The 22,637-nt window shown below is 69.0% G+C and carries 20 protein-coding genes; 4 read left to right on the top strand and 16 right to left on the bottom strand.

The features are described from left to right. Window positions 1-74: 74 nt before the first annotated feature. A complete protein-coding gene (locus tag AB8M46_RS15340) occupies window positions 75-899 on the top strand; it encodes a dienelactone hydrolase family protein (protein WP_394360533.1) in 825 nt (274 codons plus the stop codon). A gap of 50 nt (window positions 900-949) precedes the next feature. On the opposite strand, the gene AB8M46_RS15335 is transcribed toward AB8M46_RS15340, so the two are convergent. The 5 genes from AB8M46_RS15335 to AB8M46_RS15315 all read right to left on the bottom strand — a co-directional run bounded on the left by AB8M46_RS15335 (window position 950) and on the right by AB8M46_RS15315 (window position 6,396). Further along, window positions 950-1,486, bottom strand: a complete 537-nt coding sequence (locus tag AB8M46_RS15335) for a hypothetical protein (RefSeq protein ID WP_037332627.1) — start codon at window positions 1,484-1,486, stop codon at window positions 950-952. A 29-nt stretch (window positions 1,487-1,515) separates the two neighbouring features. After that, the gene (locus tag AB8M46_RS15330) at window positions 1,516-3,921 is read right to left on the bottom strand and encodes a hypothetical protein (protein ID WP_394360532.1); all 2,406 of its coding nucleotides are present in this window, start codon (window positions 3,919-3,921) and stop codon (window positions 1,516-1,518) included. After that, window positions 3,921-4,235, bottom strand: a complete 315-nt coding sequence (locus AB8M46_RS15325) for a hypothetical protein (protein WP_005166844.1) — start codon at window positions 4,233-4,235, stop codon at window positions 3,921-3,923. Before AB8M46_RS15325 ends, AB8M46_RS15330 begins: the two co-directional genes overlap by 1 nt. A gap of 138 nt (window positions 4,236-4,373) precedes the next feature. Beyond that, on the bottom strand, window positions 4,374-4,679 hold the full coding sequence (locus AB8M46_RS15320; protein WP_037332633.1) for an acyl carrier protein: 306 nt from the start codon (window positions 4,677-4,679) through the stop codon (window positions 4,374-4,376). Continuing rightward, window positions 4,669-6,396 (bottom strand): fatty acyl-AMP ligase, encoded by a 1,728-nt coding sequence (locus AB8M46_RS15315; protein ID WP_394360531.1) that lies wholly within the window; start codon window positions 6,394-6,396, stop codon window positions 4,669-4,671. Before AB8M46_RS15315 ends, AB8M46_RS15320 begins: the two co-directional genes overlap by 11 nt. Before the next feature lie 15 nt (window positions 6,397-6,411). Between AB8M46_RS15315 and AB8M46_RS15310 the strand changes: the two genes are divergently transcribed. After that, window positions 6,412-7,344, top strand: a complete 933-nt coding sequence (locus AB8M46_RS15310; protein WP_394360530.1) for a cytochrome P450 — start codon at window positions 6,412-6,414, stop codon at window positions 7,342-7,344. Window positions 7,345-7,348: 4 nt separating this feature from the next. On the opposite strand, the gene AB8M46_RS15305 is transcribed toward AB8M46_RS15310, so the two are convergent. The 6 genes from AB8M46_RS15305 to rplM all read right to left on the bottom strand — a co-directional run bounded on the left by AB8M46_RS15305 (window position 7,349) and on the right by rplM (window position 13,209). Further along, window positions 7,349-7,831 carry a hypothetical protein gene (locus tag AB8M46_RS15305; protein WP_394360529.1) on the bottom strand — a complete coding sequence of 161 codons (483 nt, stop codon included), beginning with the start codon at window positions 7,829-7,831 and terminating at the stop codon, window positions 7,349-7,351. Window positions 7,832-7,842: 11 nt separating this feature from the next. Then, window positions 7,843-10,263, bottom strand: a complete 2,421-nt coding sequence (locus AB8M46_RS15300; protein WP_394360528.1) for a hypothetical protein — start codon at window positions 10,261-10,263, stop codon at window positions 7,843-7,845. Then, window positions 10,263-10,577 carry a type VII secretion target gene (locus tag AB8M46_RS15295; RefSeq protein WP_394360527.1) on the bottom strand — a complete coding sequence of 105 codons (315 nt, stop codon included), beginning with the start codon at window positions 10,575-10,577 and terminating at the stop codon, window positions 10,263-10,265. Before AB8M46_RS15295 ends, AB8M46_RS15300 begins: the two co-directional genes overlap by 1 nt. A 78-nt stretch (window positions 10,578-10,655) precedes the next feature. Then, a complete protein-coding gene (glmM, locus tag AB8M46_RS15290; protein WP_125732179.1) occupies window positions 10,656-11,990 on the bottom strand; it encodes a phosphoglucosamine mutase in 1,335 nt (444 codons plus the stop codon). A gap of 257 nt (window positions 11,991-12,247) precedes the next feature. After that, window positions 12,248-12,742: a 30S ribosomal protein S9 gene (gene rpsI, locus AB8M46_RS15285; protein WP_378420549.1), complete on the bottom strand. Its 495-nt coding sequence runs from the start codon at window positions 12,740-12,742 to the stop codon at window positions 12,248-12,250. Window positions 12,743-12,756: 14 nt separating this feature from the next. After that, entirely contained in the window at window positions 12,757-13,209 is a 453-nt protein-coding gene (gene rplM / locus AB8M46_RS15280) for a 50S ribosomal protein L13 (RefSeq protein WP_016331117.1), read from the bottom strand. Between the two features lie 276 nt (window positions 13,210-13,485). On the opposite strand from rplM, the gene AB8M46_RS15275 reads away from it, so the two are divergent. Beyond that, the gene (locus AB8M46_RS15275; protein WP_037332648.1) at window positions 13,486-14,376 is read left to right on the top strand and encodes a hypothetical protein; all 891 of its coding nucleotides are present in this window, start codon (window positions 13,486-13,488) and stop codon (window positions 14,374-14,376) included. Window positions 14,377-14,379: 3 nt separating this feature from the next. Further along, window positions 14,380-15,126 (top strand): DUF4333 domain-containing protein, encoded by a 747-nt coding sequence (locus AB8M46_RS15270; RefSeq protein WP_037332650.1) that lies wholly within the window; start codon window positions 14,380-14,382, stop codon window positions 15,124-15,126. A gap of 121 nt (window positions 15,127-15,247) precedes the next feature. On the opposite strand, the gene AB8M46_RS15265 is transcribed toward AB8M46_RS15270, so the two are convergent. From AB8M46_RS15265 to AB8M46_RS15245, 5 genes are all read right to left on the bottom strand, one after another. Then, window positions 15,248-15,532 (bottom strand): WXG100 family type VII secretion target, encoded by a 285-nt coding sequence (locus AB8M46_RS15265; RefSeq protein ID WP_037332651.1) that lies wholly within the window; start codon window positions 15,530-15,532, stop codon window positions 15,248-15,250. 52 nt (window positions 15,533-15,584) lie between these two features. After that, window positions 15,585-15,905 (bottom strand): WXG100 family type VII secretion target, encoded by a 321-nt coding sequence (locus AB8M46_RS15260; protein ID WP_081975678.1) that lies wholly within the window; start codon window positions 15,903-15,905, stop codon window positions 15,585-15,587. A 232-nt stretch (window positions 15,906-16,137) separates the two neighbouring features. Then, window positions 16,138-16,500 (bottom strand): hypothetical protein, encoded by a 363-nt coding sequence (locus AB8M46_RS15255; protein WP_394360526.1) that lies wholly within the window; start codon window positions 16,498-16,500, stop codon window positions 16,138-16,140. A gap of 12 nt (window positions 16,501-16,512) precedes the next feature. Then, window positions 16,513-18,462 carry a type VII secretion-associated protein gene (locus AB8M46_RS15250; protein ID WP_037332655.1) on the bottom strand — a complete coding sequence of 650 codons (1,950 nt, stop codon included), beginning with the start codon at window positions 18,460-18,462 and terminating at the stop codon, window positions 16,513-16,515. 68 nt (window positions 18,463-18,530) lie between these two features. Beyond that, window positions 18,531-22,538 (bottom strand): type VII secretion protein EccC, encoded by a 4,008-nt coding sequence (locus AB8M46_RS15245; RefSeq protein WP_037332658.1) that lies wholly within the window; start codon window positions 22,536-22,538, stop codon window positions 18,531-18,533. Window positions 22,539-22,637 lie beyond the last annotated feature (99 nt).

Below are 22,637 nucleotides of genomic sequence, written 5' to 3'. Positions count from 1 at the left end.
CGTTTCGCGGGCTAAACGCGACGCGCAGGGCGGCGCGCGGGCCGGACGGGGGTGCGGGCAGTAAGGTCACGACCATGGCCAGCAAGCCCAAGCAGCTGCTCGCGGAGCTGTCCCACCCAGGTCCGCACGACGTTCTGCGCGGCAACCTCGCCCTGGTCGGACTGCCCGGTGTCGTGTTCACTCCCCGTTCCGGGCTCGGTCTGCCCGCGATCGCCTTCGGGCACGGCTGGCTGCAGCCGACCGGGAGCTACCGGCATCTGCTCCGGCACCTCGCGAGCTGGGGCATCGTCGCGGCGGCTCCGGCCACCCAGCGCGGGCCGCTGCCTTCGCACCGGCTGCTGGCCGGCGACCTGCTCACCACGCTCGAACTGATCACGACGGTCCGCCTCGGACCGGACGGCATCAGCGTCGACCCGGCGAAGCTCGGCCTGGCCGGGCACTCGACCGGCGGTGGTTCGGCGGTGCTGGCCGCCGCGCAGGCGGCCGAGAACGACGAGCGGCCCGGGATCCGCGCCGTCGCGACCATCACTCCCGCGCAGACGCTGCCGCCGGCGACGGTGTCGGCCCGGTCGGTGACCGCGCCCGGCCTGCACCTCGCGGCGAGCGAAGACCTGGTCGCGCCGCCGGTCGCCCACGCCGAGGCCATCGCCGACGCGTGGGGCGGCCCGGTGCAGCTGCGCAAGCTCGGGAAGTCTTCGCACCTCGGCGTCACCGAAGGCAGGCACTGGAGTCAGCTGTTGCTGCACGGGAAGCCGCACCGCGGCACCCAGCAGCTGGCGCGGGCACTGTTCACCGCGTTCTTCCTCACACATCTGACGGGGACGACGAAGTACCAGCCCCTGCTGGACGCCGACGTCAAACGCGCCCCCATCGAGCTCCAGGACGAGCCCGCCGCCTGACCGCCCGGATCGCGTTTAGCGGGCTAAACGCGATCCGGGGGTGAAACAGGTCAGTCGACCATCCACGAGTTGTTCGAGAAGTCGTCGTCGTCGAAGCCCTTGTCGTCACGGGCGTGACGACCCCGACGGCGCGCGGGCGTGCCCGGCGCTTCAGGCGCCGCGGCACTCGGAGCGGGCGTCGGCGCCTGAGGCGGGACGTCCACCGTCGCCGGCATCCCGGGCACCCCGGGGGCGATCGGAGGCGGCGGCGGAGGCGCCACCGGCCGCGGCGCGTCAGGCCGCGCCCCGAACTCGGCGAACCGGGCGTCCGGCTTCTCGTCGTCCTCGATGTCGAAGCCGATGGTGTGGCTGCGGTCGGCGGTCGTCTTGCCGGTCAGCCAGCCGCCCGCCTCCTTGCTCCGCTTCCCCAGCTCCTGCATGTGAGCGGCGTACTTGTCGTGGATGGCGGCGTCCTTCTGCATGGTCTCCACCGCCTGGGCCTTGGCGTCGGCGAGATGCCGCTCACGCAGCCCGCGCTGCTCCAACTGCTCCGTGATGGCGGCGTCCTGCCTGGACATGGCGGCCGCCAGCCGGTCGACAGCGCTCATCGGTCCTCCCTCGTTCCCCGGTCAGGCGATCATCGCTCGTAGCTGATCGAGCGGTCGCCACCCTCGTCGTCGAGCGATCCGCTGATCCGGCCGCCCGCACCACTGGTCTCGAAAATGCCACCCTCGACGCGGTACTGGCTCGACCCGCGTTGCGTGTCACCCCCGCCACCGCCGGCCGCGCCGCCCATGGCGCCCATGCCACCCATCATGCCGCCCATTCCGGCGGGCGAGCTTCCGGCGCCGGCACCGCCGGCACCCGCGGGCGCCGGATCCATCCCGCCGGGAGCCATCCCGAGACCGCCTTCGGCCCCGGCCGGCAGCGCGCCGCCTCCGGACTGCACACCCGCTTCCAGCGACCCGGCTTCGTTCAGCGAGCCCGCCGAAGCACCCTCCATGGGGCTCCCGAGCGCGCCTTCGAAGCTGCCGCCGCCTCCGCCGCCACTGGCGGTCGGCACGGTGCCGTCGCCACCGGCACCCGAAGCGCCACCACCACCGGCGGCTTCAGCTCCCGCGGACGCCCCGGCGGTCCCTTCGGCGCCGACACCGACCTCGACTCCGCCAGGAGCACTGAAGCCGCTGCCACCGCCACCGCCGGGAGCCATCCCGGCCTCGGCCGGGGCGGGCATCGTGCGGATGTCGTCGGTCTTGCCGGGCTGCGGGTTGCCGGGATTCCGGTCGTCGAGACCGTTCTTGAGGTCGTCGCCGGGCTTGAGTTCCTTCTTCTCACCCTTTTCGTCGAGGGTGTAGGTGGTCGGCTCGCCCTTGCCGTCGTCGACGGTCACCACGGTCGGGCCGTTCGGACCGTCCGGCTGCTCGGCGGTGATCTTGAGGTTGCCGTCCTGGATGTGGATCTTGCCGTCCGGGCCGGGCCGGTAGACGCCGTCGGGGCCGGGCTCGCCTTCCTTGACCGTGCCCTTCGGCCCGAACTCGCCGTCCTTGCCGTCCTTGCCCTCTTCGCCGGGCTTGCCGTCCTCGCCCTTCGGGTCGTCGAAGTCGAGCTTGTAGTCCTTCTCGTTGCCCTTGCCGTCGTCGACCTTGATGTCCATTTTGCCGTCTTTATCCGGCTCGGTCATCTCGATCTTGTTGTCGCCCTTTTGGACGGTCATGGTGTCCTGACCGTCGATGCCGTCCTTGATCGCCTCGCCAGTCGCGGGGTCGATCGGGTACGGCTTGCCGGTCTCGGGGTCGATCTCCAACGGCTTGCCGGTGACCGGGTTGGTTCCCTCGGCGGGCTTGTCCTCGGGCTTCGGCGTCTCGGGGACCTCCGCGGCAGGCGGCGTGCTGGCACCGCCACCACTGCCGCTGCCACCTCCGCTCCCGCTGCCACTTCCGCCACCGCTGCCGCCGCCGGTGTTCCCGCCGCCGCCGGTGTCGTTGCCCTTGCCCTTGCCGTCGTCGGCGGGCGGCTTCTCGGATCCGGGCGCGGGGAACGGGTTCGTGTAGTCCTCCATGAACCGCGAAAGTTCGTGGTACTGCGTGTTGATCGTCTCGGTCGCGTTCTTGCAGAGCTTCTTGAAGTTCTCGTACCGCTCACCGAATTCGGTGGCGAAAGAACCCTTCAGCCACTGCTTCGCGGCCCCGATCGCGTAATCCTTGTTTTCGTCGTTCAGCTTGCAGTCGTCGTGACGCAGCCGTTCGGCGAGGTTGTTGCCCGGACACGCGGAGTCGAGCCAATACGCGACGTCCATGAGCTTTTCTTTGGAATCGACCTTGCCGTTCGCGATGTCGACGACCTGCTTCGCGATGTACAGGGGCGCCGTCGCGACCTTGTCGACCCGGAGCTTCAGCGTTTCGTCGACCTTCAGCTTGAGCGCGCTGTAGATCTTGTCGATGGTCGAAGGCACCAGTTTGATGGCGCCGTCCATCTGCGCGATGAGTTCTTTCGCGTCGGGCTGGATCCGCTGCTCGTACTTGACCTTCGCGGCCGTCGCGCCCTGGCCCTTCCAATCGTGGAAGAGCGTGGTCAGCGCCGAAGACGCGTCCTTCTGGGTCTGCTCGACGATCTTCTTGGCGTCGGCGAGATCCTCGACCTCGTCGAACATCTTCTGGAAATTGATCTCGCGGTTCTCGTGGAACCGGTCCCAGATGTCGGTCTTGTAGCTGATTTCGCCCGACTTCTCCGGCATCTTGTTCCAGACCTGCTCGGCCCAGTCGGAGAAGAAGTCCAGTGCCGGCTTTCCGAGGTCGAGCACCTGGTCGGATTTGGTGGTCGCACCCCCGGCGGCGGGCCGGGACATGGAGTCGAGGTCCTTGTCGGCCTGTTTCGTCTCGGCCGCCTGCTTCTTGTCCCCGGCCGCGTTCGAGTCACGTTCGGCGACGGCCTTCTTGTATGCCGCTTCCCTGTTCCACGGCAGCATCAAGGCGTCTTTGGTCCCCTGGGTGACGTAGGGGTCCTTCAGCATTTCGTCGATCTGCGCCTGCGTCGGTTGACTCATTACTGGGCTCCCGCCTTGTTGGCAGCCGCGGCGTTCGCCTGGTCGGAAGAGGTGTATCGGGTCGACGCGGTGCTGACGCCGCCGGCGAGCTGGGTGAGCTGGCCCGCGTAGCCCTTCATCGCGTCGGAAATGGCGAGAATCCCGGTGGCGTAGCCCTTTTGATAGTCCTTGTGGACCCGGCCGAAGTTCTCGGGCGCGACCTGGGTCGGCCCCACCTTCCCCGCCTCGGACGTCGTTTTCTCAGCCGCGCGCTCCAACGACGTCGACGCCGTGAGCATCGCCTCTGAATCGGCTTTGTAGCCCCCGTCCGGCATGACCGGTGCCCCCTTCGTCCCGCTGTATCCGCCTCGTTGTCCTACCTACGACGCACGCCGACGGCATCAGGTGCCGTCGCATATGCACACAGAATGTACCCACCGGTCATCGAGACCGCAGGGACATTCACACCTTTGCTAACTCAAACGATTTCGGCGCAAGAAGCCTGGTAGACCGCGTTTTCGCGGTTTCGCGCCCGCCTCGACGGCCTCGGCGAGCACGGTCGCCGCGCCCCGGATGTCGACCAGGCGGTCCAGCTCGTCGAGATCGAGGTCGACACCGAACTCCACCTCGACGGTCGCCAGGAGCCGGACGCGGCGCCGGGAGTCGACCCCCATCTCGGCGAAGGGCGTGTTCTCGTCGATGGTCTCCGGGTCGACGTCGAAGGTCTCGCAGACGAGGGCCTTGATCTCGTCGACGTACTCGCTCCCGTCAGCTGCCATGGGTGGATTCTGTCCCATCCGCCGTCCAGTACCGCGTTCTGGCCGCGGAACGCGCGACCTTGCCGCTGGAGGTCCGCGGCAGGCCGCCGGGTTTCACCAGGAAGAAGGCGCGGAGGCGCACGTCGTGCCGCTCGGCGACGGCTCGCGTGGCGGCTCGCTCGATCTCGGATTCGTCGAAGCCGGGGGCCTTCCTGGCGCGTTCGGCGACCACGACGACGCCCTCGCCTTCGTCGCCGTCGACCGAGAACGCGGCGACCCGCTCGGGCCCGAGAAATGGATGTGCGGCGGCGACCGTCTCCTCGATGTCGTGCGGGCTGTGGTTACGGCCGTCGATGATGATCAGGTCCTTGATGCGACCGGTCACCGACAGCCTGCCGTCGCGGATCGTGCCGAGGTCGCCGGTGCGGAGCCAGCCGCCCTCGCCGTCGAGTTCGGCGCCGAACACCTCGGAGGTCAAGTCCGGACGCCGCCAGTACCCGGCCGCCACGTTGGGCCCCTTCACCCAGATCTCGCCCACTTCGCCTTTAGCGGGCAAAACGCGATCCGCGTCGCCTTTAGCGGGCAAAACGCGATCCGGGGTGGGGACGACGCGGACCCGCTGCCCCCTGGGCCAGCCGATCTCGACGACCTCCCGGCCGTCCACTTCGGTCACCACGGGGCCGTCGGAACCGCCGCTGGCGACGTAGACCGTGGCCTCGGCCAGACCGTAGGACGGCCGGAACGCGTCACGCGGGAAGCCGTGGGGTTCGTAAGCGGCGAGGAACTCCCGGACGGTCGCCGCCCGGACCGGTTCACTGCCGCTGAGCGCGATCGACACCGTCGAGAGGTCGTACTCGGCGCGCTTCGCCTCGGGCACGGCCTCGGTCACCAGGTCGTACGCGAAGTTCGGGGCCGCCGTCAGCGTGTTCGGATAGGACGACATCAGCAGCAGCCAGCGCTCCGGCCGCCGGATGAACTCCAGCGGCGCGATGAACACCGTCCGGCCGCCGGAGTGCATCGTCCCCGCGAGCAGTTGCGCCAGCCCCATGTCGTGGAAGAACGGGATCCAGCCGACGCACGTGGTGCGCTCGTCGACGTCGTAGGCGTCGCAGATCTGCCAGCAGGCGGCCGACAACGCCCGATGCGTGACGATCACGCCGGCGGGCGATCGCGTCGTGCCGGAGGTGTACTGCAGGTAGGCGGGGTCTTCGGGGGAAACGGGCGAGGGCAGCGACCGGTCCGCCGGATCCGCCGGCAGGGTGTCGACGGCGATGATCTCGCGGGGCGCCGGAACCGGCTCGGTCCCGGCGAACTCCGTCAGCCGCGCGACCAAGGCTGCCGAGGTGAGCCAGATGTCGGCGTCGCAGTCGTTGAGGACGCCGACCAGCCGCTCGCGGTGAGCGCGGACGTCCGGCGCGGACAGTGGCACCGCGACGGCCCCGGCGTACAGCGCGCCGAAGAACGCGACGACGTAAGAGAGGTCCTGCCGCGCTGTGATCGCGACGCGGTCTCCCGGCTGGATCACCTCACGCAGCTTCGCCGCGACCGCCCGGACGTGGACGAGCAGCTCCGCCCAGGTCAGCGTGTCCTCGACGGGTTCGTGCCGGTTCGAGCAATCGAGGTGCGTGTACGCCGGGCGCTCGACGTCGGCGCGTTCGAGCAGCCGCCGCACGAGCGGGGTCCGCAGAACTTCTTCGGGCACTTCTGAGCGCACTGGCACATCCTCCGGCCGCGGCATGGGCATCATACGAACGTGGACGACTTCTTCGTGCTGGACGATCCGGCGGATCGCGTCAAGGCCCTGCGCGACCGCGAGCTCAGCTCGAACCCGGGCGGCGCCGCGGCCGAGACGCCGAACCTCCTGCTGATGGACGGCGCGGACCACCGGCGGCTGCGCGCGGTCGTCAAGGAGGTCATCGCCCTGGTGGAGCCGCTTCCGGAGACCGTGCTCACCGACCTCCGGAGCGCGATTAGCCCGCTAAAGTCGCTCCGGCGGTTCGATCTGGTGGCCGATTTCGCCAGGCCCGCGGCGGCCAGGGTGACGGAGGCGGTGCTCGGCACGGTCGAGCCGCTCGGCGAGAAGCTGCTGACGAACCTTTCGGAGACCGCCGCGAATCTGGACGTCTGGTTGGGCGGGCCCGCCGGAGCCGACACCGCCGCGCTCAGGGTCGCGATGTTCTTCCTGAAGGCGACGGCCGTCGAAGGCGGCGGGCTGGCACTGCTGCGCGAAGCACACGAAGCGGGCCGGATCACCGAAGACGAACTGATGATCACGCCGGTGATGCTCGCCCACGCGGCGTACGAGAACTCCATGAACTTCCTCGCCCTCGCCGGCCTCGAACTCCTACGCCGCCCTGACGTTCTCGACGACGTACGCGGCCTGATCCACGAAGTCGCCCCGACCCGCTTCGCCGCCCGACGCGTGACCACGCCGTTCTCCTTGGCGGGCAAGGACTTCACGACCGGGGACAAACTGGCCATCCCGCTGGGCCCCGACGCCGAGCTCGCCTTCGGCCTCGGCAGACACACCTGCCCCGGCTCGCGGGTCGCGGTCGCCGAGGGCGAAGCCGCGCTTCGCGCCCTCGCCGAGATCCTGACGCCCGACCACGTCGCCGAAGACGTGCGGTACAAGACGCACGCCGTCTTCCACGGCGTCGAGCGGGCCATCGTCGCGCTGCGAACCTGACCGCTCAGGTCGCCAGCCAATCGGTATTGGCGAAATCGTCGTCGTCACCCCGCGCGGCCGCCGCCCGCCGGTGCCGCCCGGCCGGACGCTCTTCCGGAACGGGAGCCGGAGGCGGCGGAGGTGTCGGCGCCTGCACCGGAGGAGCGGGCGGCCGGTACGCGACCGGCTGCTCCTCGGCCGTCCGATACCCGGCCCGACGCTCGTTCTCGGCCTCGTCTTCCTCGAACCCGAAGTCGCCGTCGTCCTCGACCTTCTCGCTCAACGTCGACTCGGTCGCCCAGCCACCCGCGGCCTCCGCGCGCCGCTTCTGCTCGCTTCGCGCCGCCAAGGCCGCGCTCGTCTCCTGCTTGAGCTGGTCGCCCGCGGTCCGGGTCTCCTCGATCGTCTTGGCCGCGCGGTTGTCGACCAGGTACATCCGGTCGCCGTTCTCGCGCTCCAGCCCGGCCAGCTTGTGCCGGAGCGTGGCGAGATCCTCCTCAGGATTCACTGACCCCTCCCCTAGCGGAAGCCGATGACGCCGTCGTCGTCGAGCGAGCCGCTGATCCGGCTGCCCGTCGTCGTCGCGGTGTCGAAAAGGCCGCCGTCGACCCGGTATCCACTGGACGTGCGCTGCTGATCCTCACCGGACCCTTGTCCGCCTCCGGCCGCGCCGCCGCCCAGCATGCCCATGCCGCCCATCATCCCCGCACTCGCCGCGGCCGGATCCTGGGCGCCCCCTCCCGGGGCGGAGCCGAGCCCGGACGACGTCGTGGGCGAGGCCCCGCCGCCACCGGTCCCGGCCGGATCCGAGGTCTCGCCGAGTCCGTTGTCCCCACCGGCGAACGGGTCGCTCAGCGACTGGGCCGTCGTCGATTCGGGATCGGCTCCGGCCGCCACCGGTTCGGCCTGAGCGGGCGCTCCGCCGCCGGTCCCTCCGGACGTGGCGTCATGCGGACGGATGCCGGGGTCGGCCTGTTGACGCGCCGCCTCTTCGACGGGCTGTGCGGCGGCATGCCTTCCGGCCGCCTGCGGTGTCGAGTCCGGGCTCGCGTGGCGGCCGGCAGCCGGTTCGTCTTCGCCCAGCGTGTACTTCGACGGATGCCCCGAACCGTCGTCGACGGTCACCAACGTCGGCCCGTCGGGACCGCTCGGCCGTTCCGCGGTGATCTTGAGGCCGCCGTCCTCGATGTGGATCTTGCCGTCGGGACCCGGCTGATGGACCTGCCCTGGCGGCACCGCCGGACGCGAGGCCGCCTGCTGGTCCATCCGCTCGGCGGTGTCCCGGTGCACCGGACCGCCCGCCACGTCACCGGTCCCCGCCGTGGCCTTGCCGTCGCCGAAATCGAGGTCGTAGTCCTTGACCTGGCCGGTGCCGTTCTGGACGGAGATGCCCATCTTCCCGTCGGCGCCGGGTTCGGCCATGGAGATCTTGCGGTCACCCTGCTCGACCGTCACCGTCTCGGGCCGGGCGTCTTCCTTGATCGCTTCGCCCGTGCGGGGATCGATCGGGTACGGCTCGCCGGTGGCCGGATCGATGTCGAGCGGCTTGTCCGTGACCGGGTTCTTCTCCTGCCCCGGAACTTCGGGCTTCTCCGGCTCCGGGAGTTCGGTGTTGCTCGGCGTCATGCGCCCGGTACTGCCCCCACCGGACGACGGGCCACCTCCACCACTGGAGGACGGACCGCCACCGCCTTTCTCGACGGGCGGCTTTTCGACCGGCTTCTCGCCACCCGTTTCCGGCGTCTTGCCCAGATCCGCGAACGGATTCTCGACCACTTGGCCCAGCGAGTCGAAGTACGCCTTCCACGCGCCGTTGATCGCGTCACGCGTGTTCTTGCACACCAGCTGGAAGTTCTCGATGTGCTTGCCGAACCAGCCGAGGAAGACGTTCTTCAGCCAGGCCACCGCCTGAGGTTTGAGGACCTCGTCGATGGTGCTCTGGTCGATGTCGCCGGCGTCGTCGTTGAACGCATCCTTGGCTTCGATGCTCAGGAACTTGATGCAGTGAATGATGTCGTTCTGGCTGCACGAACCGTCGGCGATGCGGATGATCCGCTCGATGTCCTGCGCCGTGGCACCGTCGATGTTGTCGGTGTACCACTTCTGCAGCCACTCGACCTTCTCCCGGCAGAATTTGCCCACAGAGGCGTTGGTCCGCAGAAGTCCGTCGCCCGCCGCCTTGAACGCCTCGGCGACCAGACCGGTCTTGTCCGAATAGGCCTTCTGATAGGCGCGCGCCTGCTCGGCCGCTGGGCCTTCCCAGGTGCCGAGCGAGTTCCCCAGCTTCCCGGAGACGTCTTGTGCCGACCCGGCGATGGCCGTGCCGACCGCCGTCAACTCGTCCGCGCTCGCCTTGAACAGGTTGAACGGGATGTTGTCCTGTTCGTGGTAGAGCCGCTGCAGTTCGCCGAGTGAAATCGCCGCCCCACCTCCTGCCAGGGACAGCGCGCGGACGTAAAGCGGGTGGAAGATCTCGTAGACCTTGAACCCCGACAGGCCGGGGACCATGATGTCGTTCGAATTCGCGCAACCCGGATCGGTCTCGGTGGCACGCCCGGCGATCTCCTGGGTCTTCGCCGCGTCCTTGTTGAGCGCGTCGCGATCACCCTGCCGTCCTGCGGCCTGGTTCGCGTCGTACTTCTCGTGCGCGGTCTTGTAGGCCTTTTTGACCTCATCGAGCGAGCCGTCGTTGAAGTTGAGATCGCCCTCGGTGATCCAGTCACCGTTCATCGACTTGATGTAGTCGCGGAAGCCGTTCCGCTCGGCTTCGCTGGCGAAACCGCAGCTTTCCGGCGTCTCGTCCTCGATGTAGTCGATGTAGTTGAGGGCGAGTTCGCGTTTCGTGTCGCGGTCGATGTTCGGGTCGTTGAGGATCTTCTCGACTTCGGCCCGGCTGGGAATGTCGTGGCCGCCACCGCCGCCGACGTCTGCGAGGCCCATCAGTGCTTCCTCATCTCGGCGGCGTTGGAGTCCTCATTGGACTGGTAAAGGTCCTTGGACGCCGCGAGTTTGCGCCCGAACTCGTCCGACGCGGCGAGATAGCTGCGCGCGCATTTCGCCAGGCGCTGGATGCTCGCGGAATAGCCGTTGAAGCAGTCCCCGTGTGCCGGACCGAAGCTCGCCGCGCTCAGGTTGATCTGCTCGACCGCCCCGATCGGCCCTTCGCAGGCCTGTTTGGGCAGGTCCTGCAGGACCTTGGCCGCCTCGTTCAGCTGCGCCGGATCGACTTTGTGCCCTTTACCCGCCACCGTCACCCTCCCCTAGGTATCCGCACACGGAATGTACCGGGCCGGTAACCGCAGCGCAGCGACTTGGGAAGAACGTGAGAGGGCTTACGAGGCGGAGGAGACGACTCCCGCGAGCCGGTCCGCGGCCGCCTGCGCGGTGTCGTGCGCGGGGGCCTCGACCATGACGCGGACCAGCTGCTCGGTGCCCGAGGGGCGCAGCAGGACACGGCCTTCTTCGCCGAGTTCGGCTTCGACGGCGCCCACGGCGTCGCGGACCGCGGCCGAGACGGCGACCGCCGCCTTGTCCGCCACCGGGACGTTCACCAGCACCTGCGGCAGGCGGTTCATGACGGCGGCGAGGTCGGCGAGCGACTTGCCGGTGGACGCCATGCGGCTCATCACCCGCAGCGCGGTGAGGAGGCCGTCGCCGGTGGTCGCGTACGCGGGGAGGACGACGTGGCCCGACTGCTCGCCACCGAGCGCGAACCCGCTCGCGCGGAGCTCTTCGAGGACGTAGCGGTCACCGACGGCGGTGGTGACGAGGTCGATGCCGTGCGCGCGCATCGCCAGGTGCAGGCCGAGGTTGCTCATCACGGTCGCGACCAGGGTGTTCTTGGTCAGCTCGCCGGTCTCGGCGAGGGCGAGCGCGAGGACGGCCATGATCTGGTCGCCGTCGATCAGTTCACCCGCGGCGTCGACCGCGACACAGCGGTCGGCGTCACCGTCGTGCGCGATCCCGAGGTCCGCGCCGTGCTCGACGACGGCCGCGCGCAACGCGTCCGGGTGATTCGACCCACAGTGTTCGTTGATGTTCACGCCGTCCGGGTCCGCGTGGATCGCGATGACCTCGGCGCCGGCCTTGCGATAGACGTCGGGGGCGGCGAAGGAGGACGCGCCGTTGGCGCAGTCGACGACGACGCGCAGGCCTTCGAGCGAGTGCGGCGTGGCCGACAGCAGGTGCTGGACGTAGCGGTCACCCGCGTCGGGGACGTCCTTCACCCGGCCGACGCCGATACCGGTCGGGCGGGTGACGGGGGCGGCGAGACCGGCCTCGATCTCGTCCTCGATCCCGTCGGGAAGTTTGTGGCCGCCCGCCGCGAAGAGCTTGATGCCGTTGTCGGGCATGGGGTTGTGGGAGGCGGAGATCATCACGCCGAGGTCGGCTTCGAGCGCGCCGACGAGATACGCGACGGCGGGCGTCGGGAGGACGCCGAGGCGGAGCACGTCGGCGCCGGCGGAGGTGAGACCCGCCACGACGGCGGCTTCGAGCATCTCGCCGCTGGCGCGCGGGTCACGGCCGACGACCGCGACCGGGCGGTGCGAGCGGTCGTGGGCGGCGAGGACGCGGGCGGCGCTGGCGGCGAGCGAGAGCGCCAGCTCCGGGGTCAGCTCCTCGTTGGCGAGGCCACGTACGCCGTCGGTACCGAATAGACGAGCCATCTGTCGACCTCCTTGAAAAACCACCACGACAACCTAGCCAGTGCCCCTGCCCACCCTGCCGCACCCCCGGTTCGCCTTTAGCGGGCTAAACGCGACGCGCGCGACTTTAGCGGGCTAAACGCGACACGGGTGGGGCACATGTGGCGGGTGTGACAGGTGGGGCTGGGGGCGAGCGGGGAACCGAAGGACCCCGGAAACACGGAAGCGCCCATCCGAAAGACGGATGGGCGCTTCCGCGGGTTGCGCCAGAGGCGCGATCAGCGCTTGCTGTACTGCGGAGCCTTACGGGCCTTCTTGAGGCCGTACTTCTTCCGCTCCGTGGCGCGGGCGTCACGGGTCAGGAAGCCGGCCTTCTTCAGGGCCGGACGGTCGTCGGCGTCGACCTCGACGAGCGCACGGGCGATCGCCAGGCGCAGCGCACCGGCCTGGCCCGAGATCCCGCCACCGTGCAGGTTGGCGAAGATGTCGAACGAGTCGGGCTTGTCGACCGTCACCAGCGGCTCACGGATGAGCTGCTGGTGCACCTTGTTCGGGAAGTACTCTTCGAGCGTGCGGCCGTTGAGCTTGAACTCACCGGTACCGGGAACGACGCGGACCCGGACGACGGCTTCCTTGCGGCGGCCGACGGTCTGGGCGTTGCCACCGGCGGCACGCGACGGGCGCGGGGCGGCGGGGGTTTCGCTGGTCGCGACGGCGTCGCCGACCGCGGAGGTCTCGACAGCCTCGACGGCCTCGGTCTCGGTGCTGGTCACAGACTGTTCCTCACTCACTTCGCGACCTGCGCGATCTTGGTGATCTCGCGCGCCTGCGGCTGCTGCGCGGCGTGCGGGTGCTCGGCGCCGGCGTAGACCTTGAGCTTCTTCGCCTGGGCGCGGCCGAGCTTGTTCTTCGGGAGCATGCCCTTGACGACCTTCTCGAGCAGGTGCTCGGGCTTGGTGTCGAGCAGCTCGCCGAAGGAGCGCTTCCGCAGACCACCGGGGTAACCGCTGTGCCGGTACGCGAACTTCTGCTCGCGCTTGTTACCGGTGAGCGCGACCTTCTCGGCGTTGACGATGATGACGAAGTCACCGGTGTCCACGTGCGGGGCGTAGGTCGGCTTGTGCTTGCCGCGCAGCAGCGTGGCGACCTCGGTCGCGAGCCGGCCGAGCACGACATCCTCGGCGTCGATCACGTGCCAGGCACGAGTGACGTCGCCGGGCTTGGGGCTGTACGTGGGCAAGGGTCTACCTCGTCGTCAACATTGCGTGTGGGTTCTGTGCGGGCCTAGCGCTTACGCGCCGCAGCGCACAACGACTAATGAAGATACCCCCACGCCCGACCCTACTGCGAAGCGGGGGTCGGTCCGGGGTCCCATACTAGGACCGGCGCCCGGCGGGCGCCCCGCAACTGTACCTCGCCGGTGTGGCGGAACCGCCCACGGCATCATCCTTCGCGGGAGAGGATGAGACGATCCGGACGCGCACCGCGCGCGGGGGACTCGATCAGGGGAACGGCGATGAACAAACGTCCAACGACCATCTTGTGCGTGCTGAGCGCCGTGCTGGCGCTGACCACCGCCTGCGGACAGGGGCGCGCGGGCACCGCCGTGCCGAAGGGCGACGACGCGGCGACCTACGTCGGCACGAAGTTCGAAACCGCGATGAACAAGCTGCAGGACACCATCGGCCAGCAGCGCGACGTCACCAGCGAGTCGGGCGCCTACTTCCGGTTCGACGAGAAGTACGTCCGCAGCACGATCTCCTCGGCCCGCACCGGGTCCCCGGAAAGCCGGGTCAGCCGCCAGCGCTCGCAGAAGAACCCGGACGACAGCATCGACTGGTACACCCCGGGCGACGGGACCGTCGAGTACGTGTACCTCGGCCCCGTCTACAAGAGCCTCGCCCCGACGCCGTGGGTTTCGATGCTGAAGTCCGAAGCCGGGCTGGCCATCCCCTGCGCGTGGGTCGGGATCATCCACGCCTGCAAGATGGCCGACGCGATCGCCGTGTCCTACAACGCGGACAAGAAGATCGTGAAGGGCGCCAAGAGCCTTCCGGAGAACCGGATCGAGCTGACCGCCGACGTCCCGTTCGGCAAGTTCATCGAACGCCGGGTGGAGATCCTGCCCACGTCGATCAGCAGCGGGATCACGGACGAGATGAAGAAGGCCCCGGTGCACACCACCGTCTCCCTCAATTCGGACGGGACGCTGAACCAGATCGTGATGGAGGCGAAGATCGAGGGCAACGGGCACAAGATCGAGCTGCGCTACGACTTCCGCTTCACCGGCAAGGCGAGCCCGCAGGATCTGCCGAAGCTGCCGGACGCCTCACAGATCACCGTGCTGCCGGACAAGGCGGCCAAGGACGACTTCAACCGCCGCTTCAACGAGCTGAAAGGCGTCTGAGGCATGACCGAACAGCAGCCGCAACAGCCGCAGCAGTGGTGGCAGCCCCCGGCGAATCCCGGCAATCAGCAGCAGGGCTGGCAACAGGAGGGCCAGGCCACCGGACCGCATGCCGGGCAGTGGCAGCAGAACGACGCGGGCGCCGCGAACACCGGCTCCTACACCGGGCAATGGCAGCAGCAACCCGGCGTCACCGGCTCTTTTTCCGGGCCCTGGCAGCAAAGCGCACCCCCGGCGCAGGGCCCGGGGTGGCAGCAACCGCAGCAACCGCAGCAGCAGCCGATGCCACAGCAGCAGGATTGGCAGGCACAGCAACAAAGTCCGGGTACTCCCCCGCAGGGTCAGTACGGCGGAGGGTTCCAGCCCGCGCAGCAGGCACAGCCGTCTCAGTACGGTGGGCTCGGCGCCTTCGGAGCGGAACCCGCGAAGAAGCCCAAGGCTTCCAAGAAGACCTTGCTGATCGGCGGGATCGCGGCGGCCGTCGTGGTCGCGGGCGGCGTCGGAGCCTGGCTGCTCGGCGCGTTCGCCGGTGACACGCTCGATCAGAAATCGGTCCAGGACGGTGTCGTCCGCGTGCTCAACGAAAACTACGGGGAGCCGGACGTGAAGAACGTGAGCTGCCCTTCCGGCCAGCCGGTGGAGAACGGCGCCACGTTCGACTGCTCGATCGATCTTTCGGGACAGCAGAAGAAAGTCACCGTCCGGGTGCTGAACACCACCCCGGAATTCGAGGTCGGCGCGCCGCACTGACCGGTGCGGACACGGAAAAGCCGCGACGGCGACCGTCGCGGCTTTTCCTTTGACACAAACGAAACGGCGGGCTCGGCATCCGAAGATGCCTGCCCGCCGTTGCTCGTTGGAGCCGGGAGACTCAGAACAGGCCGGTGACGCCCTGCTCCGTGGCCTGGTAGCCGTCGGCCAGCTGCGGCAGCACGCCGGCGACCTGCGCGAGCAGCTGCTTGAGCTCCTCGAACTTGTTGTCCCACTCCTGCTGAGCGGCCATGTACGCGGTCTTCGCGTCACCGTCCCAGGTGTTGACCAGCGGGGCCAGGTCGCTCTTCAGCTGCCCGAAGAGGGACTCCAGCTCGCCACCGGTGGTCTTGCAGTCGTCGGCCGCCGCGTGGATCGTGGCGTAATCGACCTTCAACTCGCCCATGGGTTCCTCCAGTGATTAAGAATGGTCTTGGTTTGTACGGGGTGAAGCAAGATCAGCCGAGGACGCCGAAGCCCTTGTTGACCGAGTTGATGAGTTCCTGCTGCTGCTGCTCGGAAGCGTTGTACTTCGAGCCGGCCTGCTCGAGCAGGTCACCGATGTTCTGGAGGGCCTGGTTGAGCCCACGGCCCGCTTCGTCGAAGCGCTTCATCACGTTGTTGAACGCGATCGAAGCGTCACCGGTCCAGCCCGCGCGGGTGGCCTCGATGTTGTCGCGAAGCTTGCTCAGGTTCTGGTCCATCGAAACGCGGACCTCGGTCACGCGCTTCTCGGACTGAGTGAACTGCTCAACTGTCCCGGTAAATCCGCCAGCCATGGGAGCTACCCCCTTCGTTCGTGGTTATCCGTACTCGGTGAAGTTCGTTTGGTACGGACCTACGACGGAGACACTGCCACGTCTGGTTCCCTCTTGTCGCTCGTTGGTTTCAAGTAGTTGCTTGCGTTAACGCTCCCGGCGGGAACCGCCCGCGGGAATCCGGCCCGCGCCCTGCGATTCACGCGGGAAAAAGGGCTTCCACCACGCGATTTAGCGAATGCACAGCGGTCGGTCAATCGCCGCGGCTCATGATTCGCGACTGCGAAAAGTCCTCGTCGTCGTCACCCACACGTGGCCGTCTGGCCACGGGTTCCGGCCGAAGGGGAACCAAATCCGCCGCCGAGGGCAACGCGGGAACGGGAAGACCGGCGCCCGCGCGGAACCGTTTCGCGGCGTTCCGGACGACGGCGGGGGTCGGCGCGGTCTCCCCGCCCGCGAGCCGTCCCTTGCCGAATTGCTTCGCGAGTTCGGCGTTCTCGCCCCGGCGGCGTTCGTAGCGCGCCTTGGCCGTGCGGGCGACCTGCCGGGCATAGGTGACCGCGTCGCGTCCTGTGCGCGCGAAGTGCTCAGCGGCGGTCTCGGGTTCGGGTGGCATGAGCCTCCCCCTTCAGTTGACGACCACCATCGTTTTGACGACCTGCTCGCAGGCCGCGCTCACCCGTTGTTCGTGCGGTGAGCCGGTGCCGTACTGGCAACCGATGTGGACGCGGATCTTTCCCTGAGCGACGACGTACCAGTCGACGCGGGCACTCGGTTTGCTTTCGCGGTAGTAGATGACGGACTTGCCGGCGTATTCCGCGGCGCCGTTGAAGCCGCTGTACTTGTCCGGCTCCAGCCGTGCCAGGCCGCCGAGTTCGTCGACGAGCTTCTGTCTGTCCGCAGTCGCGTCGTAGTCCATCACGTTCTCTTGGGCGACCACGAGGTCGTCACCGGTGAGGGAGTCGCTCGGATGGATCACCACCTGACGTTTGGCGACGCGGTCGTCGGTCTGCGTCCAGTCCGGCGGCGCGATGAAGCGGTAGTCGTACTGGGCGAGCGTCCGGCCCTCCGGCTCGGCCTCGCCGCTGTTGACCGCGAAGAGGACGCCACCGGCGATCGCCGCCACGACCACCACGGCCGCGGCGATGATCCAAGGCGTCTTCTTGTTCTTCCCGCCGCGCTCGGCGGGCTTGGTCTCACGAGCGGGCTCACCCGGCCGCCACTGCGGCAGGGGCGCCACCCCCTGCTGCCCCATGGGCGGCGATGGCGGCCCCTGCTGCCGCGTCGCGTTTAGCGGGCTAAACGCGCTCTGCGGGGGTGGGCCGGGAGGGAACGGGGGACGCGGGGCATCGGGACGCCGGTCGGCGGGAGCGGGGACAGGCGCGGGGGCACCGCCGACCCGGGACACCGCGGAGCCCGCCAGCGAACCCGTCCGGTCCGGGTCGATCAGCACGGCCCGCAGCGCGCCGCGGGCGACCACGGTCTCCGGCTGGTCCAGCGTGGTGGGGACGACCCCGGTCCGCTCGTGCACCAGCCGGGACACCATCGGGATCCGGCTCGATCCGCCCACGAGGAAGATCGCCGTCAGTTGCTTCGGGCGCAGCCCGGAATCGCCGATCGCGGCCACGGTCAGCTCCACCGCGCGCCCGAGCGGCCCCGCGATGAGCCGCTCGAGGTCCTCCCGGGTCACATGCGCGTCGGCGAACGGCGGCGGCATCGGGACGTCGGTGTACGCGTGCCGCGACAGCGTCTCCTTCGCGCCGCGCACGTCCTGCCGCAGCACGCGGCGCCGTCGCCTGTCCGTGAGTTCACGGCCCTCGACGAGCTTCCGCCATTCCGGCGGATCGACGGACGACACGAGCGAACCCACGTGCTCCAGGAGCGCCTGATCGACGTCCGCTCCCCCGAAGCTCGGATCCCCCCGGGTGGCCAGCACCTGGAACCCGGCGCGTTTAGCGGGCGAACTGCGATCCGCCGGGCTGCCGGGCATGCGCTGCACCACGGAGACGTCGACTGTGCCGCCACCCAGGTCCAGGACCGCCAGAGCGTCTCCCGGGCGGCCGCTGAACTCGACGGTGCGCTCGGAGTTGAGGTCGGCCGGGGCGAACGTCGCGGCGTGATAGACCGCCGCGGCGACCGGCTCCGGCACGAGCGCGACCTGGCGCGCGAGCCCGCCCGCGGCCTGCCGGAGCAGCCGGGTCCGGGTCGCGCCCCAATCCGCGGGATGGGTCAGGACGAGCAGCTCGACCTCGGCGTCGCCGGCGAGCCGCCGCGCCTCGGTCACCGCACGCTTCAGCACGGCGTGGACGACGTCGGTCACGCGGAGGACGTTGTCGCCCAGCAGCAGGTCGCCTTCGTCGATCCGGCGCTTCGGATTCGGCTCGTAGCGCGACGGGTCCACCGCCGCCTGCCGTTCCGCCTCCTGGCCGACGAACAGCGTCCCGTCCGGCGCGGCGTAGACCGCCGACGACATCAAGGGCTGCCCGTCCACCACGACGACCTGCGGCTCGCGGCCGTTGATCGAAGCGACTACGCAGGTGCTCGATGTCCCGAAGTCCACCGCAACCCGCACTGTCACAAGCCACTCCCGCAGATCGTCGTCGTCACCCCACGCCCGGCCCTTCCCTCACCTGGTTCCGCGGGAGGTCAGTCCGGCTGGATCCACGAGACCTGCATGAGCTGCTTGCCGTGCTTCCGGGTGACGAGGTTTCCTCGTCCCGGCGGCATCTGGCTCGGCTTCACGTTGGCGACCAGGTTGCCCTCGTCCCGCGAGCCGTTCATGACCATACCGGGCGCCGCGATCTCCCTGAGCTTGCCGAGGATCGGGTCGAACATCGCCCGGCTCGCGCCACCACTGCGGCGCACGACGACGATGTGCAGACCGACGTCCTTCGCCTGCGCGAGGAACTCGGCGAGCGGCTTCAGCGGGTTGCTCGTCTGCGTGGCGACCAGGTCGTAGTCGTCGACGATGACGAACAGCTCCGGACCGGTCCACCAGGACCGCGTCTTGAGCTGCTCCTGCGTGACGTCCGGGCCGGGGAGGCGCCGGGTCATCGACCCGTGGACGTCCTTGACCATGCTCTCCAGCTGCGCGGCGGACACCGCGTAGCCGAGCAGCTGGTCTCCGCCGATGAAGCCGAGCATCGTGCGCCGGTAGTCGACGAGGATGATGACCGCTTCCTGCGTCGTGTACCGCTCGGTGATACCCCTGGTGATCTGGCGCAGCAGGTTCGTCTTGCCCGACTCGCCGTCCGCGAACGCGTAGAAGTGCGAATCGGCGGCGAAGTCGAGGTAGATCGGCTGGAGGTCTTCCTCGTTGACGCCGATCGGCACCAGCTTCGTGTTGCGCTTGGAGTCGATGGCCAGGACCTCGTCGTAGGTGACCATCTCCGGCAGCAGGCGGACCTGCGGCGCCGGGCGGCCCTTCCACGCGGCCTTGATCTTCGCGACCGCGTCGGCGACACCGGCGGCGACGTCGTCCGGGTTGCTCGATCCGTCGATCCGCGGCAGACCGGTCAGCAGGTGGAGCTTGTCCCTGGTGAGACCGCGGCCGGGGCGGCCTGCCGGGACGTTCACCGCGACCCGGCGGTCGATGTCCGACTCGCTCGGGTCACCGAGACGGAGCTCGAACCTGGTACCGATCATGTCCTTGATCGCCGGGCGGATGTCCGCCCACCGGTTCGCCGCGATGATGACGTGCACGCCGTAGGAAAGACCCTGGGTGGCGAGCTTGGTGATCGAGGTCTCCAGCTCGTCGAAGTCGTCCCGCAGGGCCTTCCAGTTGTCGACGATCAGGAACGCGTCGCCGAAGGCGTCTTCCTCGGGCTTGATCTCGCCCCGCCGCTTGCGGTTGCGGAACTCGTTCATCGAGTCGATGCCCATGGCACCGAACCGGCCTTCCCGCTCGGTGAGCAGGGTGGTCAGCTCGGCCACGATCCGGCGGGCCTTGTCCGGCTCGCGCCGCGCGACCGCGACGCCACCGACGTGGGGCAGGCCCTGGAGACCGGCCAACGTACCGCCACCGAGGTCGAGCGCGTAGAACTGCGCTTCCTCGGGGGTGTGGGTCAGCGCCATCGACATGATCAGCGTCCGGAGCATGGTCGACTTGCCCGACTGCGGACCGCCGACGATCACACCGTGCCCGGCGCCACCGGAGAAGTCGGCCCACAGCAGGTCACGACGCTGCTCGTACGGGCGGTCGACGATGCCCATCGGCACCTGCAGCCGTCCGTTGCCGAAGAACCCGACCGGGGAAAGACCGCGGTCGTCGGTGGGGTTCAGGTTCGGGAGCAGGGTGTCGAGCGAGTTCGGCTCCTTGAGCGGCGGCAGCCAGACCTCGTGCGCGGGCGGGCCCTGGCCGATCAGCCGGGACACGATCACGTCGAGCTCGCTGGGCTCGACGGCCTCCTCCGACTTGGCCTCTTCCACCGGCGCGGCCTCGATCTGCTGCGGCTCCGGTTCCTTCGGCAGTTCGACGAAGTCCGGGACGAACAGCTGCGGGCGCTTGTCCGCGCGGACCACGGTCGCGACCGGGCCTGCGGCCTTGATCCCCGCGGGCCGGTACGGGCCCGAGACGTACGAGGCCTTGAAGCGGACCAGCGTCGAGGTGTCGTACTTGAGGTAACCGCCACCGGGAACGGACGGCAGCTCGAACGCGTCGGGCACGCCGATCGCGGCACGGGATTCCGCAGCGGAGAAGGTCTTCAGACCGATGCGGTAGGAAAGGTGCGAGTCGAGACCGCGCAGCTTGCCCTCTTCGAGTCGCTGCGACGCGAGGAGCATGTGCATCTGCAGCGACCGGCCCAGACGGCCGATGGCGACGAACAGGTCGATGAAGTCCGGCTTCGCGGCCAGAAGTTCGGAGAACTCGTCACAGACGATGAAGAGCGCGGGCAGCGGGTCGAGGTCGGCGCCGTTCTCGCGGGCCTTCTCGTACTCCCAGACGTTCTTGAAGTTACCGCCGTTCTTCAGCGCTTCCTGGCGCCGGTTCATCTCGCCGGCCAGCGCGTCCTTCATGCGGTCGACCAGCGTGACTTCGTCCGCGAGGTTGGTGATGACCGCGGAAACGTGCGGAGCGGCGTCCAGACCGAGGAACGTCGCACCACCCTTGAAGTCGACGAGGACGAAGTTCAGTGTGCTCGACGAATGCGTGGCGAGCATGCCCAGCACCAGGGTGCGGAGGAACTCCGACTTACCGGAACCGGTCGCCCCGATGCACAGGCCGTGCGGGCCCATGCCCTCCATCGCGGCTTCCTTGATGTCCAGCTCGACCGGCTGGCCGTACTCGCCGACTCCGAACGGGACGCGGTAGCGGTCCCGCACCGGGCGCGGCCGCCATGCCTGCTGGACGTCGAAGGTCATCGGGTCGCCGGGGATGCCCAGCAGTTCGAGCAGACCGGGGTTGGACAGCAGCGGCTCTTCCTCGGCGGCGTCCTGCGCGGCGGTGCCGACGCGGTACGGGGCGAGGAGCCGGGCCAGCGCTTCGGCCTCGACCACGCTGAGCGTGTCCGGACGGCCGAACCATTCGACGCCGCCGGCGCTGCGCGCGCCGAGCCGGTCTTCCTCGACGACCAGCCGCAGACCACGACGGGCCGCGAGGTTGCCGATGGAGTCGGAAAGGTCGATCAGGGTGACGCCGACCAGACCCTCTTCGAGGATGATCTGCTCTTCGCGGGTGACCTCGGCGTCGTCGACGATGATGACGATGTGCGGCTGGTCCGGGGCGGGCGTCGCGTTGCGCGAGAACCGCTGGCGGTCACGGAGTTCTTCGTCGAGCCACTGCTCGATCTGCGCGAGGGAGCCCGCCATCATCCGCAGCTGGCCGATACCGTCGGCGAGCGCCGGGTGCTGGGCGTGCGGCAGCCACTTCGCCCACTCCCACTCCTCCTTGGCACGGCCAGCCGTCGCGACCGCGATGAGGACGTCGTCGGGGCTGTGGAAGGTGACCAGCTGGGCCAGCATCGCGCGGGTGAGGCCTCGGGTCAGACCGCGGTCGCCCTGCATGCTGACCGCGGCGAACCCGCGGAGGGTGATCTGCGTCGGCAGATCCGGGACGATCGAGTGCGCGCGGACGAAGCGGCGCAGCGCGAGCGTGGCGATCGGCTCCAGCTCGTCGACCGGGCCGGTCTGCGGCGGCACGAGCCGCGTCGCGAGGCGGTGCGAGCTGCGGCCGACGCGGAGGTGGAGGAAGTCCTGGTCGTTCTGGCGGCGTTCCCACATGCGGCGGCTCGCGGCCAGCGACCACAGGGTCTGCGGGTCGGGGTGGACCCATTCGAGCGCGGCGCGCTGGTCGACCATGGCCTCGCGGGCCCTGTCGCGCATCTGGCCGAGGTAGCGCAGGTAGTCCTTGCGGTCCTCGTCCATCTCGGCCTTTTTGGCGCCGCCACCCTTGCCCGCGCCGCCGGCCATCATGCCGACGGTGCTGAGCACCATCATGCCGCCCATCATCATCATCATGGGATTGCGTCCACCCGTGGTGAACATGAAGACCATCATCCCGAGGGAAGCGACGATCATCACCGCGGGGAGCAGCTTCATGACGATGTTGCCCGGGATGGTGCGGGGCACCTCAGGCGGCGGTTCGAGATGCACCTCGCCGCCCGGCGGCCGCGGCGCCGCCAGGCGCGGTGACTTCTTGAACTGCAGCGTGCTCATCGAAGGACCCCTCTTCAAACTCGACGATGGCGGCCACCGTTGGTGCGCGTACGGGTGCGCGAGACAACCTATCGAACGTGGCCGGTGAAATCCGGACAA

Origin of the sequence: Amycolatopsis sp. SB7-3, from assembly GCF_041021335.1 — a bacterium.
GTDB lineage: Bacteria > Actinomycetota > Actinomycetes > Mycobacteriales > Pseudonocardiaceae > Amycolatopsis > Amycolatopsis japonica.
The sequence above is the reverse complement of the archived record's forward strand: the minus strand, read 5'-3'. Positions and strand labels throughout refer to the sequence as shown.

Bases quoted from the DNA above. Each gene is read 5' to 3' on its own strand.
- AB8M46_RS15340 (WP_394360533.1), top strand. From the start codon at position 75: ATGGCCAGCAAGCCCAAGCAGCTGCTCGCGGAGCTGTCCCACCCAGGT.
- AB8M46_RS15335 (WP_037332627.1), bottom strand. From the start codon at position 1,486: ATGAGCGCTGTCGACCGGCTGGCGGCCGCCATGTCCAGGCAGGACGCC.
- AB8M46_RS15330 (WP_394360532.1), bottom strand. From the start codon at position 3,921: ATGAGTCAACCGACGCAGGCGCAGATCGACGAAATGCTGAAGGACCCC.
- AB8M46_RS15325 (WP_005166844.1), bottom strand. From the start codon at position 4,235: ATGCCGGACGGGGGCTACAAAGCCGATTCAGAGGCGATGCTCACGGCG.
- AB8M46_RS15320 (WP_037332633.1), bottom strand. From the start codon at position 4,679: ATGGCAGCTGACGGGAGCGAGTACGTCGACGAGATCAAGGCCCTCGTC.
- AB8M46_RS15315 (WP_394360531.1), bottom strand. From the start codon at position 6,396: ATGCCGCGGCCGGAGGATGTGCCAGTGCGCTCAGAAGTGCCCGAAGAA.
- AB8M46_RS15300 (WP_394360528.1), bottom strand. From the start codon at position 10,263: ATGGGCCTCGCAGACGTCGGCGGCGGTGGCGGCCACGACATTCCCAGC.
- glmM (WP_125732179.1), bottom strand. From the start codon at position 11,990: ATGGCTCGTCTATTCGGTACCGACGGCGTACGTGGCCTCGCCAACGAG.
- AB8M46_RS15275 (WP_037332648.1), top strand. From the start codon at position 13,486: ATGAACAAACGTCCAACGACCATCTTGTGCGTGCTGAGCGCCGTGCTG.
- AB8M46_RS15270 (WP_037332650.1), top strand. From the start codon at position 14,380: ATGACCGAACAGCAGCCGCAACAGCCGCAGCAGTGGTGGCAGCCCCCG.
- AB8M46_RS15265 (WP_037332651.1), bottom strand. From the start codon at position 15,532: ATGGGCGAGTTGAAGGTCGATTACGCCACGATCCACGCGGCGGCCGAC.
- AB8M46_RS15260 (WP_081975678.1), bottom strand. From the start codon at position 15,905: ATGGCTGGCGGATTTACCGGGACAGTTGAGCAGTTCACTCAGTCCGAG.
- AB8M46_RS15255 (WP_394360526.1), bottom strand. From the start codon at position 16,500: ATGCCACCCGAACCCGAGACCGCCGCTGAGCACTTCGCGCGCACAGGA.
- AB8M46_RS15245 (WP_037332658.1), bottom strand. From the start codon at position 22,538: ATGAGCACGCTGCAGTTCAAGAAGTCACCGCGCCTGGCGGCGCCGCGG.